9 protein-coding genes and 1 pseudogene are annotated in these 15,510 nt (G+C 45.7%); 4 read left to right on the top strand and 6 right to left on the bottom strand.

Annotated elements, in window-relative coordinates; translation table 11 throughout:
• Positions 1-248 precede the first annotated feature (248 nt).
• From AC0VYA_RS07355 to AC0VYA_RS07345, 3 genes are read right to left on the bottom strand one after another with little or no spacing between them, the layout of a single operon-like run.
• Positions 249-1,667, bottom strand: coding sequence for an aldehyde dehydrogenase family protein (locus AC0VYA_RS07355; protein ID WP_475490561.1), 1,419 nt, complete (start codon positions 1,665-1,667; stop codon positions 249-251).
• A complete protein-coding gene (locus AC0VYA_RS07350; RefSeq protein WP_475490560.1) occupies positions 1,660-2,715 on the bottom strand; it encodes a nitrilase-related carbon-nitrogen hydrolase in 1,056 nt (351 codons plus the stop codon). The genes AC0VYA_RS07355 and AC0VYA_RS07350 overlap by 8 nt, the downstream gene beginning before the upstream one ends.
• Before the next feature lie 3 nt (positions 2,716-2,718).
• Positions 2,719-3,021: a DUF1330 domain-containing protein gene (locus tag AC0VYA_RS07345; RefSeq protein ID WP_475490559.1), complete on the bottom strand. Its 303-nt coding sequence runs from the start codon at positions 3,019-3,021 to the stop codon at positions 2,719-2,721.
• Positions 3,022-3,294: 273 nt separating this feature from the next.
• Here AC0VYA_RS07345 and AC0VYA_RS07340 point away from each other — a divergent pair, with 273 nt between their 5' ends.
• Positions 3,295-5,550, top strand: coding sequence for a tetratricopeptide repeat protein (locus tag AC0VYA_RS07340; protein WP_475490558.1), 2,256 nt, complete (start codon positions 3,295-3,297; stop codon positions 5,548-5,550).
• A 97-nt stretch (positions 5,551-5,647) separates the two neighbouring features.
• Here the strand turns inward: AC0VYA_RS07340 and AC0VYA_RS07335 are convergent, their stop codons facing one another.
• The 3 genes from AC0VYA_RS07335 to AC0VYA_RS07325 form a co-directional block, all read right to left on the bottom strand.
• Entirely contained in the window at positions 5,648-6,259 is a 612-nt protein-coding gene (locus AC0VYA_RS07335; RefSeq protein ID WP_475490557.1) for a PEP-CTERM sorting domain-containing protein, read from the bottom strand.
• A 117-nt stretch (positions 6,260-6,376) separates the two neighbouring features.
• Complete coding sequence (locus AC0VYA_RS07330; RefSeq protein ID WP_475490556.1) at positions 6,377-10,507, bottom strand: PKD domain-containing protein; 4,131 nt, start codon at positions 10,505-10,507, stop codon at positions 6,377-6,379.
• 781 nt (positions 10,508-11,288) lie between these two features.
• Positions 11,289-12,473: an MFS transporter gene (locus AC0VYA_RS07325; RefSeq protein ID WP_475490555.1), complete on the bottom strand. Its 1,185-nt coding sequence runs from the start codon at positions 12,471-12,473 to the stop codon at positions 11,289-11,291.
• A 154-nt stretch (positions 12,474-12,627) separates the two neighbouring features.
• Here AC0VYA_RS07325 and AC0VYA_RS07320 point away from each other — a divergent pair, with 154 nt between their 5' ends.
• The 3 genes and pseudogenes from AC0VYA_RS07320 to AC0VYA_RS07310 form a co-directional block, all read left to right on the top strand.
• Positions 12,628-13,512, top strand: coding sequence for a LysR family transcriptional regulator (locus AC0VYA_RS07320; protein ID WP_475490554.1), 885 nt, complete (start codon positions 12,628-12,630; stop codon positions 13,510-13,512).
• Between the two features lie 215 nt (positions 13,513-13,727).
• Positions 13,728-14,684 carry a proline iminopeptidase-family hydrolase gene (locus AC0VYA_RS07315; protein ID WP_475490553.1) on the top strand — a complete coding sequence of 319 codons (957 nt, stop codon included), beginning with the start codon at positions 13,728-13,730 and terminating at the stop codon, positions 14,682-14,684.
• Between the two features lie 296 nt (positions 14,685-14,980).
• Positions 14,981-15,481, top strand: a pseudogene (locus AC0VYA_RS07310) (transposase); the annotation flags it as partial.
• Positions 15,482-15,510: the final 29 nt, after the last annotated feature.

Here is a 15,510-nt window from a genome sequence, read left to right as displayed (position 1 = left end):
ACCTATACATTGCCCCAACGTTTAAGTGCTTACACCTTTTGAATACGCGTTGACGCTTTATTCTTGTTCGCTCTCTGCAACACACCGTTCACACGTCTTTGGGTAAAACGTCATAATTTCAGTCATTGACTAAGTATCAAGCATAAAAAAAGCGACCCTAATTTCGAATATTAGGCTCGCTCGTTGCTTTCATTTTTATTGCTTTCACTTATGGCTTTTCTTTATCGCGTTACTTTACAAAGATTGCGCTAAAACCACCAAGGGGATGGTACGCCAGTGTTGCGAATATAGGCCTTTTTACGGGTAAAGCGCCTGATTGATTCAGCGCCCATACGCGAGCCACCTAAGCCTGAGTATTTAAACGATTGCTTTTCTGCTTCATGGATCAAAGCCGTTAATGAAGCATCGTTAATGCTCACAGCGCCTGCTTCTAATTGGCTGGCCAGTTGCTTGGCATAGTCCACATTCTGGCTAAATACCGCTGCCGATAAACCAAACTCGGAGTCATTCGCCATCACAATCCCCTGCTCGTCGCTATCCACTATGGTCACAGGTAAAATAGCAGCGAAGGTTTCCTGACTTACGATATCCATGTCCGGTGTGACGTCAGTTAGCACCGTAGGTGCGCAGTAACGCCCGCCGCCTAAATTAAGCACCTCACCACCACATAAAATCGTCGCACCTTTATCTTTTGCGTCTTGCAGCTGAGCCTCAACAATGCCCACCTGCTTAGCTGAAATGATGGGGCCGATTTGCCCTTGCTGAATATCAGGGTAGTTATGCTTAAGGGCGTTGACGTTTTGCACTAGCGTCGTTAAAAACACATCGGCGATCGCTTTGTGCACATAAACCCGCTCAAGTGACATACAAGACTGCCCAGCATTGACCATGCTGCCCCAACACAGTGCTCTAGCGGCGAGCGCAGGATCTGCGTCATGGCATACCACTGCTGGGTCTTTACCGCCCAACTCTAAAAAGGCGGGAATAAATCGCTCAGCACATGCTTTGCCCACATGACGCCCTGTGGCCACGCTGCCGGTGAAACACAGTGAATCCACGGTATTAATAACACCTTGGCCTGTTTCCCCTACACCGGTAACGAAACTAAGCACCTTATCTAAAGCCGGTACGCTTTCAAGTATGTCATTAAAAGGGGCGACGAACCGCGACGTGACTTCACTGGGTTTAATTAACACAGCACTGCCAGCCAGCAATGCGGGTATGGCATCCACGAGTGATAACAACAACGGGAAGTTCCACGGGCTGATGACCCCTACCAGCGGGTAAGGTAAATAATCTTGTTGTAATTCAATAAAGGGAATTTCTGCCGCCCACGAATCGCCTTTTGCTAAAAGCGTTGGGGCTTGCTTACACCAGCGATGTATCGCGTTTATGGTGACATCTACTTCCAGTTCCGATTCACTGGCACGGCCTGTGTCGTTAATAAGAGCAGCGACTAGTTTGGCTTTATGCTCGGCCATTTTACTCGCCAATTGCTCTAGTGCCGATATTCGCCCGCTTAGCCCGCTCTCCCACCACGCGGCTTGCTGCTGTTTTAAAGTAAGGGCGATACTCGCTACTTGCTCGGTACTAAACACGGGTAAATCAAAATCTTCTTGGCCTGTACGCGGGTTAATTATCGCCATTGTTGGCATGTGATTACTCATCTGATTGCTCCGGTAAAATCACCCCTGCTTTTTTCAGGTTTGCAATGCTGCTCATTTGCGTTTGAATAAAATGACTCCGCTGCGGCACCTTCACCTGCTGCTTTTCATTGAGCATGGTATTGGCCGGATAAACCGCTTGGCTGTAATGCTGGCTAAACAACTCATTACGTTGACGTGACAGAATATTGCCCATGCCTGGTTTGTTGCGATAACGACGCAAGGCGGTGATATCAAGCTCAGCATTCGCCACCATGCTCTCGCCCATACCCGCCTCAGCCATGACTCTGCCTTTGAAATCGACTAATTTAGACATGCCATCAGTGGACTCAGCGGGAAAATCAATATCGGCAATGCCCGCTGAATTAGCCGACACCACATAGGCTAAGTTTTCCACCGCTCGCGCTCGTTTGGCGATGTCTTTGGGGGTTAACTCAACCGAACCGACTTCTGAGCTACTGTGCAGCAACACCTCGGCACGATTCATCACCAAACAGCGGCTAATTTCTGGATATAGAATTTCTTCAGATGCCACACAAGCTAAATTACCAAGTTCTGTTTTGACCACCGGAAACAAGGACGATTGGCCGTACACGTCTAAGTATTTATCCAGCACGTCGTGGGGCGTGGGCGCAAACATCGACACCAAACGGCGGTAACGTAATATGCAATCACCGTTGGGGCCTAGAATAAAAGAGGTTTGAAAATACAAGTCTTTAAAGTGTTGATCTAACTCGTACACATTGCCCGACAAATACACTTGGTTTTTTTGGGCAATTTCGCTAAGTAGCTCATATTCTTTGCCATCTTGAGCAATCGCGCCTTTCTCCTTCCATTGAGCCAACGATTCACCCATAGGGAAGCTCGTGAGAAAATACTCTGGCAGCACAACCATTTTTACGCTGGGGCCAACGAAGCCTTTTGTGCCTTCAACATGCCTACCCACACGCCGAATATTATCGAATATTTTTTGACGAGCATCAGCCACGTTCAATTTGTTAACGGCAAAACAGCGGGTTTGCAAAGCAACAGCGGTATAAGCAATAGACATATTCTACTCCAAGGAGGTTTGTGACAGGCCGTCCATCAGCATGATGTTGAACTCACCAGTGCCTTCTCGGTGTTTTTTTGCTTCTGCGTATTCTGGCGAGTCCCAAAATGCGTGCGCCGCTTCACGACTGGCCCATTGAGACATCACGATACTTTTCGGCGCGCTCTTACCTTCAATTAATTCCGGTGCCCCCATCGCGATATAATGCCCGCCGAACTTTTTAATCAATGGAGGAACGGCTTGGGTGTAAAGCTTAAATTTATCCCAATCATGAACGGTTGCTTGGATAATCAAATACGCACTCATAGCACAACTCTTTTGTTGAATTTCGCTTACTTTAGCAAATGCCACAACATATTGAAGTGAAAGAACTTTTAGTTCGTTCACTGTTTGATATTTGGCAATGGTTATCGCACTTAAGTGAGCACTAACCGCGGTGCTAATGCATGCTTTACTGAGAATGCGGCAGCAGTAACCCTCAAAAATTGATCAAAAAACACTCATAAATCGATTAACTTTCTAGCACTTTAGTTTAATAATGACTGGGCCAAATCCCTTAAAACAACATTAACAAAGTGGATGACAACTGTGACAAAAGGACAACACACAGATAGCCCTTTTAACAAACCACGCTCCCGGGGAATTCGAGCATCCCAGCAAAAATTGCGTACAGCGCAGTTAGCGGCTGGGTTCAAGTCTCAGGCGGAGGTGGTTGATAAAATACAGCAAATAGAGGGCTTAAAGAAAGCACCGCGCTCTCTGGTAAGTCGCGTATTTCGTGGCGAATCAGTCGACCCCTTAAGTATTGAGCGGGTAGCAAAAGCGCTCGATGTGCAAGCATGGGCGCTGTATTTAGATTCAGCTGAAGTCGATCATCAGCCCAGTAGCGGCTTGCTGGAGAGTGATGACGCATCTGGTATTCAGACCGATGAAGTTCCTCCCTCGCTCAGTGCGCAACACACACAAATGCAAACACCAATAAACAGTGAAATGCAGTCAGCCCCTCAGGCTGAACAAAACCTTAGCAAACCGTTTACTTTCAAAGCGCCCTCAGCGGATGACAGCCGCAGTGATGGGGATAACAGCCCTTCTCAACCACATGCTTCTGAGCGAGCGCATCAAGCGCCCCCGAAAGAACAAGAGCAAGAACAAGAACAACGAAAAAATAAACGCCTGCCCTTTTTGGTAATCACCCTAATAGTGCTGTTAGGCGTCTTAGTCATAGACCGATTTTGGCCGATGGATGATTTAAATTCTGCAGGTAATACACTAGCGGGTGTTGTTGATATCGATAATAAAGTAGTCGCTGTGATCCCGATTAAAGGCCGCAGAGGAGCAGATATAACCCGTAGCATTGAGCAATTACTGGCAGGCCCTACTCAACTAATTGTAGGTAGCTCAGCCCTTCATGCTGGCGTGCAAAGCCCTCAAGAATTATTACGCAATAAAAAAGCAGATTTGGTGATTAGCGCAGAGCTGATTGAGATAGGCCGCTACATCGCGGTTCGCTTATTTTTATCTCGAGATGAAGATATGCAGCAAGTGTGGTCTGGGGTTTTCAGCAAGTCTTCTTCACAACAGTATATTGAATTGCAGCTTAAAAAAGGTTTAAACACCTTGCTCACGAAACGTCCCATTGCAGACATCGCCGATTGGTATAGCCTGCAACGGTTCTTAAATGGCATGAAGTATTTTGAAGGTGAGCGCTCAGAGCAAGTTATTTTGCGGGCAATGGCTGATTTTCAGCGGGTGATTAGCAGCGCCCCAAATTTAGTCCATGGATACGCTGGCATGTGCGCGGCTTTAGTGGAACAAAACCTTGAAACCAGTGATAAAAATAACCTTGAAGAAGCATCCAGATATTGCTCAACTGGCTTCGAAATAGAGCCAGATTCTGTTTTTATTCAAAATGCATTGGGTAACCTTGCCCGTGTTAAGGGCGATTACCTAATTGCTAACGCACACTTTGAACAAGCCTTACATACGGACCCCAATGATATTACCGCTTTGCAAAAGATGGCTGAAAGCCAAATGCGCATCTTCTTAAAAAGCCGCGAGCCTGAACTTTTCTCGCGCATTTCATCTCAGCTAGTGCATGCAGCTGAGCTTGAGCCAGACAACTGGAAAATCCCTTATACCCAAGGCCGTGCTCATTATTTTAAAGGGGATCAATTGGGCGCTATCGAATATTTTTCCCGTGCAGCTGAATTGTCAGTTAATTATCAAACCTTAAACAACTTAGCGGCGTTACAGTTTTGCGTGGGTGATTTACAAAACGCCAAAACGCATTATCAACGAGCGTTAACTCTCAAACCGCAGCATGCAGTGTTGTTATCGAATATTGCAGTACTGCACTTTTACCTAGGTGAAAGCCAACAGGCGTTGGATATTTTTGAGCCGCAAATTAAGCGCATCACCGAAGAGGGAGGCCCAGGGTTATATCAACTCTGGTCTAATGTCGCCGATGTTTATCGCACCCAAGGTAACTCGGAAAAAGCACTCCAGGCGTATCACAATGCTATGTCCGAGCTTGACCGTGAAGTAAGTAAAGGGGAAGCCAATGTGATGCAAAAAGCGTCTCGTTTGGCTATGTATATTTTGGTCATTGAGCTGTCACCCGAGTTGCAAACCACAGAGCTCTTAGCCTCTTTAAAAAAACAAGCTGAGGCACTCAATGCCGCGGCGGACCCAGTATCGTTACATCAACTTGCTTTAAGTTGGTTGCACTTAGGTAATGAAGAAAAAGCCCGCTACTACCGCGATAAACTAAAGGCCATTTGCCCTGGGTTCGCCGCTTCACCTGACTTTCAGGCACTTGAGCCACACACCATGTAATCATCTCATCCATAATTAAAACCGCTGAAACAAGCGTTTTTCCTCTCGATCCCTAGTACGTCGCTCAAAGCGCGCATAACCATGGCCGAATAACGTATCAGCTTGGTTTATGCCCTCTGTATCGACACGCTAGGGCTAATACTCCGATTAGGAATATGCCCCACGATGTCGGGGTTGGCACCGGCATGTTGTTTGTATCATCGACCACCGTAATTTGTGCATCGAACACGCTGATATCCATAGCCAACGCGGTTAAATCTGACACGATAAGATTATTAAAAGTAAGATTGCTGACGCCTGCATCACTGGCCATAAACGATAGCGTCGCAAACATAAACTCATTAGCCTGAGTGGATAAATCGGCCGCAAATGATACCGCGTAGGCATCGATGTAATTTGAATTTCTTGCTAAATCAAAAATATCAAACTCATCTAATGACGCATTTCCCACTGCGGAATTAAGGGAGCTGACAGCATCGTTGAACCCAAGCAAAAATTCAAACCCGCCTACATCGACGTTTTCTAATCCTGAAAACCAGAGTTCGAAAATAATCGTATCGCCGATATTAACCGTTTCATTTACGTTACTTTGTGTGTTGTTAAACGATAAAATGGGCAGTGCATTCACTGTTTTACATACTCCTGATAGCAAAACCGCCCCGAGGATTAGGTGTTTGAGCATGAAAGTGATTTTTGCATTGTTCAACATGAATATTCCTTATTTAATCTATTGAATTCGAGTTATTTTCTACATCTTGTGTGCTAAACGTTAGTTTGCTGACCATATGAGATAAAGCAGCACATCCTTGTGCTTATCTCGCTGGTATTACTCGGGTTTTAAGGCGCAACGTGATAGGTCACACTCAAGTGCACAACCTCTGGCGTCTAGCACGTTAATCACACCGTTTTGATCCCAATCTGCCACATCGCCTTCGCTTGCGGTTGCATTGCGAAGTCGTGCGATAGCACGAATATCTAGGCTATCCACAAAATCATTGCCATCGACATCGCACATTCTTGGTTGCTCCACGTTGACCACATCAATGAGTACCTCATCCTCGTCCGTGGCTTGCCCATCACTCACCACTAACCGCAATGTATACAACCCAGCCAAATCAGGCTCGATAAACGCCAGCACATTATTGTTATTGATAACGGTAGCTACGCTATTTTCGGGGCGAGAAGCCACCTCCCATAAATAGCTGAGCGCTTGAGGGCCTGAGTCAGGGTCATAACTTAGTGAGCCATCGAGCGCTACGCGCTCGCCTGCATCAACGGTTTGGTCACTCCCGGCATCAGCAACCGGTATTTGATTTTCACTGACAGTCACCATGACGGAGTCCGAGTCGGTTAGCTCGCTATCGCTAACGGTGACCATGAGCGTATAAGTACCTGCGACGTCTGGCACAAACATCGCTAACCCCGCAGGCGTGCTTTCAATACTCGCGCTAACCAGCAAGCTACCCTGGGGCACTGACACAAACACCCATTCGAACGTCAGTGGCGCGGGGCTTTGGTCTGGGTCAAAGCTTGCTGAGGCATTAACCTCAACGCTGTCGCCAAGTTCCTGTTGCTGGTCAGCACCTGCATCGGCCACTGGCCCTTGGTTGACCACCACCTCGTTTATCACAATACTGGCCTCAACCACATCGGTTAACTCACCATCGAAAACAGCGAGTTGTACACGATAGGTACCCGCTACATCAGCTGTAAAGCTAGTGGTGGCTGTTCCTTGGCTAATAAGACTTGCCGTATTAATAGTGCTACCCGCTGGCGCACTTATCACCTGCCACTCGTATGTTAGGGCTTGAGGGCCGTTGTCATTGTCAACACTGGCACTGCCATCTAGAGCGACTTGTGTACCGGTTAGCATGTCGCCGCTCACTTGAATATCAGCCTGGGGCGCTACATTCGCCTGGGCCACGCGCACCACAACTGAGTCGCCAATGCTACTGTCTTCACCGTCATCAACCACAAGGGTAAATACATAATCCCCTGCGACGTCTGGTGTAAAGCTTGGGTTAACACTTGTGCTATTTTGCAGTGCAGTGACCGCGCTGCCTGAGGGCACAGAAACCACCGTCCAAGCGTAAGTCAGTAAATCACCGTCCGCATCGTTTGATGCACTGCCATCGAGCTGCGTAGGCACATTTAATTCGGCGTTTTGATCTGCACCGGCATGGGCGCTAGGTGCACGGTTGATAACCATTACAGTTACAATCGCACTGTCACTGAGTAAACCATCACTGACAGTGAGTTCGAAACGGTATTCGCCATATACATCAGGTTGTACGCTGGCATTCGCGCTATTCGGCTCAGCAATATCTGCCTGTGCTACAGCGCTGCTATCTGGTGCAGATAACAATGTCCAACTATACGTGAGCGCCTCTGGTGCTTCATCGGGGTCGAAGGAGCCAGAACCGTTAAGTTGAATAACTTGATCTTTAAATAGCGTTGGCGAAGAAGACGCAGACGCTATCGGTTTCTGCGGATCAGGCGCTGCCGTTGGCAGGTTATATTCAAGAACGTAGTCGCCAATCTGGTCTCTGCCTGAAGTACCATCACTGAGCACAATGGTATATGTTCCATTCATCGGTAAGCTCAAATTATAAACCCCAGCCTCAGAGTAATGGCTCGCGTTAGTGAAATAACTCCCATCTGGATTATGCAAGGTAATAAAGGGGGATAAATTAGTGACTTCAATCTCTCGCATGACTAATGTCACTTCGTCACCCACCACCCCATCAAAGGTGAATGTATCAATGTCACCTTGCGTGACCGTTTCAAAATAAGAACCAGCGCCGCTTAATTTTCCATGTTCATTAGCACCGAGAGACTTAGCAAAGTGAATTTCATAATCGCTAGTTTGGTCACGTCGGCCTGTACCGTCCTGCACTAATAAGATGTACGTCCCGGTTTGTGTTGCAAGAATATTGCGTAAATTAGCGACAGAATAGTTACTTGCGCTACTGACTCGACTACCGTCCGGTGCATAAAGCGTCATTAAGGGAAAGTACACATTACGTAAGATATCAGATAGCTGAATATGTAAACGTTCCCCTGCAATGGCCTCAAATGTCCAGGTATCTAAATCGCCTAAGGTGATATCGCCACTTACTGAGCCGCCGTTAATCAGTGGGCCGTTTTCGTTAGCGCCAACGGATTTAGCAAAGTGCACTTCATAATTACCTACCTGATCACGTCGACTAGTGCCGTCTTGCACCAGCAAGGTAAACGTTCCTGTTTGTGTGGCCGAAACGTTGTATAAGTTAGCCACAGTGTAATTACTAGCAGACCCTACGCGGGTGCCATCTGGTGCATAAAGCGTCATGAATGTAAAGAAGCCGGTGTTATCCACATCCGCTATTTGAATATTCAGGTTTTCGCCTGCCGTGGCCTCGAACGTCCAGGTATCTAAATCCCCTAACGTAATGTCACTGCTCACCGCACCGCCATTAATCAGTGGGCCGTTTTCGTTAGCGCCAACGGATTTAGCAAAGTGCACTTCATAATTACCGACCTGATCTCGTCGACTTGTGCCGTCTTGCACCAGCAAGGTAAACGTTCCTGTTTGTGTGGCCGAAACGTTGTATAAGTTAGCCACAGTGTAATTACTAGCAGACCCTACACGAGTTCCATCTGGTGCATAAAGCGTCATGAACGGAAAGAAGCCAGTGTTATCCACATCCGCTATTTGAATATTCAAGTTTTCGCCTGCCGTGGCCTCGAACGTCCAGGTATCTAAATCCCCTAACGTAATGTCACTGCTCACCGCACCGCCATTAATCAGTGGGCCGTTTTCGTTAGCACCAACGGATTTAGCAAAGTGCACTTCATAACTACCTACCTCATCACGTCGACTTGTGCCGTCTTGCACTAGCAAGATGTACGTTCCTGTTTGTGTGGCCGCAATATTGTATAAATTTGCCACCGTATAATTACTAGCAGACCCTACGCGGGTGCCATCAGGCGCATAAAGCGTCATGAACGGAAAGAAGCCAGTGTCATCTACATCCGCTATTTGAATGTTCAGTCTTTCACCTGCCGTAGCCTCGAACGTCCAGGTGTCTAAATCCCCTAACGTGATATCACTGCTCACCGCGCCGCCATTATTTAACGTGCCGTTTTCGTTAGCGCCAATGGACTTAGCAAAGTGCACTTCATAATTACCCACCTGCTCACGTCGACTTGTACCGTCTTGCACTAGCAAGATGTACGTTCCTGTCTGTGTGGCCGCAACATTGTACAAATTTGCCACAGTGTAATTACTAGCAGACCCCACACGAGTTCCATCTGGTGCATAAAGCGTCATGAAAGGGAAAAAGTCGCCTTCATCCACATCCGCTATTTGAATGTTCAGTCTTTCACCTGCCGTAGCCTCAAATGTCCAAGTGTCTAAATCACCCAACGCAATGTCACTGGTCACTACACCGCCATTATTCAGCGTGCCGTTTTCATTTGCGCCAACGGATTTAGCAAAGTGAAGCGCATAAGCGCCTGTATTATCCTGCCGTGAGGTGCCGTCTTGAACGACTAGAGAATAGGTACCTGTTTCAGGCGCTTCAGCATTATAAATACTGGCCACTGTATAATTACTCGCCGAAGTAACGCGTGTACCATCTGGCGCATAGAGCGTCATTTGAGGAAATAAATCACCAGCGGCTAAATCTACCAACTGAATATTAATACGCTCACCCGCTGTGGCGTTGAACGTCCAGGTATCCTGTTCACCCGCTGTTGAGATGGTGCCGGAGACTGATCCGCCGTTAACCAAATCTGCGGCCTGAACTTGACTCGCCCCCATGCACAGCATAAGTAAGCCGCACAGTACCAACCAATAGTGCTGTAAAGAGCGAGGTAAAATGCGTTGTGAAGCGTAGTTAGAAAGGGAGGCTGAAGCATGTTCGATGTGAGCATCAGGTCCTCGCTGATTGTACGTAACGTTTCTAGTATCCATGATCTTTCCTTTACATGTTTGTTAGAGTGGCTCCGCTGTACAACGCGCGTGACCAAGTGTGTTCGTATACGCGATAGACGACTGCTACCCTCTGCTAGCTCCGAGCCTCTGCTAGTTACAAGAATTTACTAAACACGAATTAACACAGTGACACAGAATAAATCGCCTAAGAAACACACCTAATCCTTAAGTGAAGCAAACTGAATCATTCGTCGTTTTAAGTGAATGGAAGTGAACGAAAATGAGAAAAACTGAAAGCATCGTGCATGAGTAAAACAGTGGAAATTTTCATCCCGTATCAGCAAGCGGATTTGTCGATCGCAGCCTGTTCCACTCGTCATTCAGGACCTAGGGATTAGCCGTGCAATGAGAATAGATTAAAAATAAATTGAAAGTGGTTTGAGCGTAGCTTGAAAATATAACATACGAAAAATCATGACATTTGAAGCAATAAAGATGAAGAAAACACGAATGTCAGAGGTTCAAAAAAACACAGTAAAAAGCAGACAACTATCCGCCGACCCATCAACGAAATCCCTATAGCAACGACACATCACTGGTACTCTCCCGCCGTTTCCTCCTTTAAATATTATCTGCTAGCTGTCCAAGCCTAGCAGGGTGAATAGTCATCTATTGAGGCTGCTAGCCTACTGGGAATCTAGGCAAAAAAGCAGCTGTTTATTTTCTAATCAATAGACGTTCGTAATTAACTGAAAGCGGATTTTCGTCTATGAAGATCCGTATCTTTCGGTGAAGTAGTCGTTGGCAAACATATAAAAAGCTAAGAAACTTTATAAGATAACGTCATTTCTTTATTATCCAAGGCTCCACTAACCCGAGTAAGTGTTAATGCAATTAATACCACAACGGCACCAACCCAAGGCGTATTCATTAATCCAGCTTGTTCAACAATCAGTCCTCCTCCCCAGGCTCCGAGGGCTATGCCGACATTGAAAGCAGCTATGTTCAATCCGGAAGCAACATCGACTGCGTCTGGGGTGTGCTGCTCGGCTAATTTTACAACATAGACTTGTAAGCCTGGCACGTTACCAAAGGCAAAAGCTCCCCATACTAAAATGGTAATTATTGCAGCGATCGGATTTACAGCAGTAACGTTAAATATAAATAATATTGCAGCAAGACCAGTAAAAATAATGGTGAGTGCCTTAATAGGTCCCATTTTATCCGCCATTTTCCCGCCCCAAATATTACCAATAGCAACAGATACGCCGTAAACCAACATAACCAAGCCAATAACACTAGGAGCTAACCCTGTAATTTGATTAAGAATAGGGGCTAAATAAGTGAATGCGACAAAGGTACCGCCATAACCCACAGCTGTGATGGCGTAAACTAATAGTAATCTAGGCTGGGTTAATACTTTTAATTGGGCTGAAATCCTTGCGGGTTTAGCTTGCGTTAAATTATTGGGAACCAGTATTGCACTGCCTAGCATCGCGAGTAAACCTAGTGCTGAAACGGTTAAAAAGGTTGCTTCCCAGCCAAATTGTTGTCCTATATAAGTCCCTAGTGGCACGCCAGTTACCAAAGCAACTGTCAAACCTGTAAACATTATTGCTATGGCGCTAGCCGCTTTCTCTTTGGATACTAATCCTGTTGCAATGGTAGAGCCGATTGAGAAGAAGACACCATGTGCAAGCCCTGTAAGTATTCGGGCTACTATAAGCGCTTCAAAACTGGGGGCTTGCCACGCCACTAGGTTACCAAAAACAAATAAACCCATGACAAATAATAGAACGTGTTTTCTGTTCCATTTCCCCGTTAAGGCGGTAAGTACAGGCGCACCAATTGCCACACCTAGCGCATACAAACTGACGAGTAAGCCTGCGGAAGGAATCGATACATTCAAGTCTTGAGCCATGGTAGGGAGTAAACCTACGATAACAAATTCTGTTGTGCCTATTGCAAAGGCACTGAGTGCTAATGCAAGTAATGCTAATGGCATAATCATCTCCAAGTATTTTTAAAAAGTTATAGGTCGAAAGTGATAGCAATAAAATTGTCCATCACTTAGTAGACGCCATTATTAATCGCTATACTGTTGCGATAAATGGCATTATTAACAAATTACTTTTGCAAAATATGGTGGGAATATTGATTTGAAAACACGTTCAGATGACTTAGACATATTGCTTTGTGTTGCAGATTCAGGAGGGTTTTCTGCGGCTGCAGATGTGCTAAATATTCAAGTTGCTCGTGTTTCCAGAGCAGTCAGTAAAATTGAGCAGCAACTAGGAGTAAGTATTTTAACCAGAACAACTAGACGCATAGAGCTTACAGATGAAGGCAGAAAATTCGTTGACGCGGTTCGAGCGGCTTTGAAGTCTATTGAAATGGCAGAAGATGATATTATTACACGAGGTGCATTACCTGCTGGTAAGTTAAGGGTTAATGCTGCGAGTCCTTTTATATTTCATCAGCTTATTCCACTAATCCAACCTTTTAAATTAGCCTATCCAGACATTGAGCTTGAACTAAGATCTAATGAAGCGTTTATTGATTTAATAGAAAATAGAACCGATGTCGCTATTCGTATCGGTAAGCTCGAGGATTCTACTTTGCATGCAAAAGCACTAGGTATGAGTCCTCTATATATTGTTGCATCACCTGAGTATATTGTTAGACGAGGTATGCCTAAACTCCCACAAGATCTAAAAAATCATGATGTTATTGGATTTTCTGACATTACATATCTTAATAAATGGCCTATTAAAGGCGGAGAGCTTGTTGCCCCTACTTTAACGGCAAGTAATGGTGAAACAATTCGACAACTGTCGTTATCAGGAAATGGTATCGCATGCTTATCAGGATTTATGGTTCGTGAAGATATTGCATCGGGCGCTTTGATAACATTGTTAAATTCACATCGATTGCTCAATACAGATAGAGAAAAAATAAATGCAGTATTTTACAAATCCTCCCCCGTGGCTAAGCGGATATCTGCATTTTTAGATTTTATTAAACCCCTATTACAACTTGAGTAGTTAAAAATAGCATTAATGAGTATCAGCACAGCCAAGATAACAAGTCGAAGAAAAACGGGTCGTTTACCCTGCGCACTGGTGATGAAGTTGAGATAATATCCAAATCGCCCCGTCATGTGTCGCGAGATTTTTTTGCTGTATAGTTGAGCTGCCCTCGTTCGCAAGCACCAGGGTTTTGAACAGGTGTAGAGATCTAAAATAAAATGGGGATCAGGATGAAAAAAATTATTTCGGTACTCGCGGCAACATTATTATTGAGTGTGCTCGGCGCGCCAGTATTTGCGCATCAGGATCCAGAACAGGCAGGTTATATTGCCGTTGAAGGGGGGCGCATTTGGTACCGAATGAACGGGATGGAGCACTTAGGCAAAAAGCCTACAATCATTATGATGCACGGCGGCCCAGGGGGGACGCACCGCGGTAATATGGCCTATGTTGCGCTCGCTGATACATATCCTGTTATTTTATACGATCAATTGGACACCGGTAACTCAGACCGTATTGGCGATCCCAAAAATTGGACCGTGAAGAGGTTTGTTGACGAGATTGACTATATTCGCAAAGCGTTAAATTTGGACCAAGTTATTATCGCAGGCCATAGTTGGGGAGGTACACTCTCTGCTGAATATGCATCGCGTAACCCTGATGGCCTCAAAGCCGCGATCCTTTCTAGCCCATTAATATCCACCCCCCAGTGGAACAAAGACAATCAGGATTGGGTAGATGATTTGCCAACGGACGCGCGAGCTGTGCTTAGGAAGAATAATTTTGCTGGTTCACTTGACGAGCCTGAATTTAAAGCGGCTGTTGAGCTGTTTTATTTACATCATATGTGCCGAACTGATCCGTGCACGACCACATCATACCGGGATGATGGTCCTGAGGGTAATGACGAAATGTACGTTACCACCTGGGGTGTGACTGATTTTAACGGATACGGCACGCTCAAGGATTATGATATGAGCGACCGACTGGAGGACATTAAAGTGCCTACCCTGATGATTTGCGGTGAATTTGACGAGGCACGCCCGCGATCATGCCACAAATATGCAGAAATGATCATGAATACCACAACCGTTATTATTCCAGATGCAGGTCATCGAACGATGGACGCAAACGAAAAGCTGTATATCCAGTCGGTGCGAACGTTCCTTGAGAAAGTATTAGACTAATTGTGGTTTAGTCCTCACCAGAAGCCGCTACCGCTAGCGGCTGGAATTAGCACTTTCTCCTGCGCCAACAACAAATTAACAGGAAAATATCGAGACCCCCATGATAAAAATGGTCAATTTTCAGGGCTAAATTAGGCTTAATATGTGTCTCATTTTTGTCAGGTAGATGGATTATGCCTCAACCTCGAAAAAGCCAAATCAGTTTAATCAATACGCCTTATTTTATTCACAACATCCATGTCGTTCACTTCTTCGAAGCCAGCTAAAGCTGTTCTAATTTACTCCTGATAAATTAGTGGGAGGGGCGATTCAAATCACAAGCCCTGTTAGATGAATGTGCTGTGCTAGCGTGCATGGCCTATGTAGATTTAAACCCCATTCGTGCAAAAATGGCAAAAACACCCGAAACATCAAAGCACACCAGTATCAAAAAAAGTGCGCAGGCGATTAAAAATAAACGAGAGCAACCGAGTGCTTTAATGCCGTTTGTAGGTAATCCTCGTGAAAACATGCCCAGAGGCATCGCGTATTCGCTAAAAGACTATTGTGAATTGGTAGACACGACAGGCCGATGCATTCGTGATGACAAGGCCGGTCATATCGAAAACACTCATAGCCCTATCCTACAAAGATTGGGTTTAGACTCTGCTCAGTGGTTAACCTTAACAACTGAGTTCGAAAAACACTTCTGCTACGCAGCCGGTGCGGAGCAAATGATGAATGCATTTAAACGCCATACCCATCATCACCGGCTACGAGGAATGACCAAAGCGAGAGAGTTGTTAAGGCGCGCCTAAATCAATTTCGAACACTACATATCATGCAT

The sequence above is a fragment of the Paraglaciecola sp. QJM3NY_14 genome (assembly GCF_056173245.1).
Note: the sequence above shows the minus strand (reverse complement) of the source record. Positions and strands in the feature narration are given on the sequence as shown.

Coding starts and splice junctions, on each gene's coding strand:
- AC0VYA_RS07325 (WP_475490555.1), bottom strand. CDS start 12,473: ATGCCATTAGCATTACTTGCATTAGCACTCAGTGCCTTTGCAATAGGC.
- AC0VYA_RS07315 (WP_475490553.1), top strand. CDS start 13,728: ATGAAAAAAATTATTTCGGTACTCGCGGCAACATTATTATTGAGTGTG.
- AC0VYA_RS07340 (WP_475490558.1), top strand. CDS start 3,295: ATGACAACTGTGACAAAAGGACAACACACAGATAGCCCTTTTAACAAA.
- AC0VYA_RS07355 (WP_475490561.1), bottom strand. CDS start 1,667: ATGAGTAATCACATGCCAACAATGGCGATAATTAACCCGCGTACAGGC.
- AC0VYA_RS07345 (WP_475490559.1), bottom strand. CDS start 3,021: ATGAGTGCGTATTTGATTATCCAAGCAACCGTTCATGATTGGGATAAA.
- AC0VYA_RS07335 (WP_475490557.1), bottom strand. CDS start 6,259: ATGTTGAACAATGCAAAAATCACTTTCATGCTCAAACACCTAATCCTC.
- AC0VYA_RS07330 (WP_475490556.1), bottom strand. CDS start 10,507: ATGGATACTAGAAACGTTACGTACAATCAGCGAGGACCTGATGCTCAC.
- AC0VYA_RS07350 (WP_475490560.1), bottom strand. CDS start 2,715: ATGTCTATTGCTTATACCGCTGTTGCTTTGCAAACCCGCTGTTTTGCC.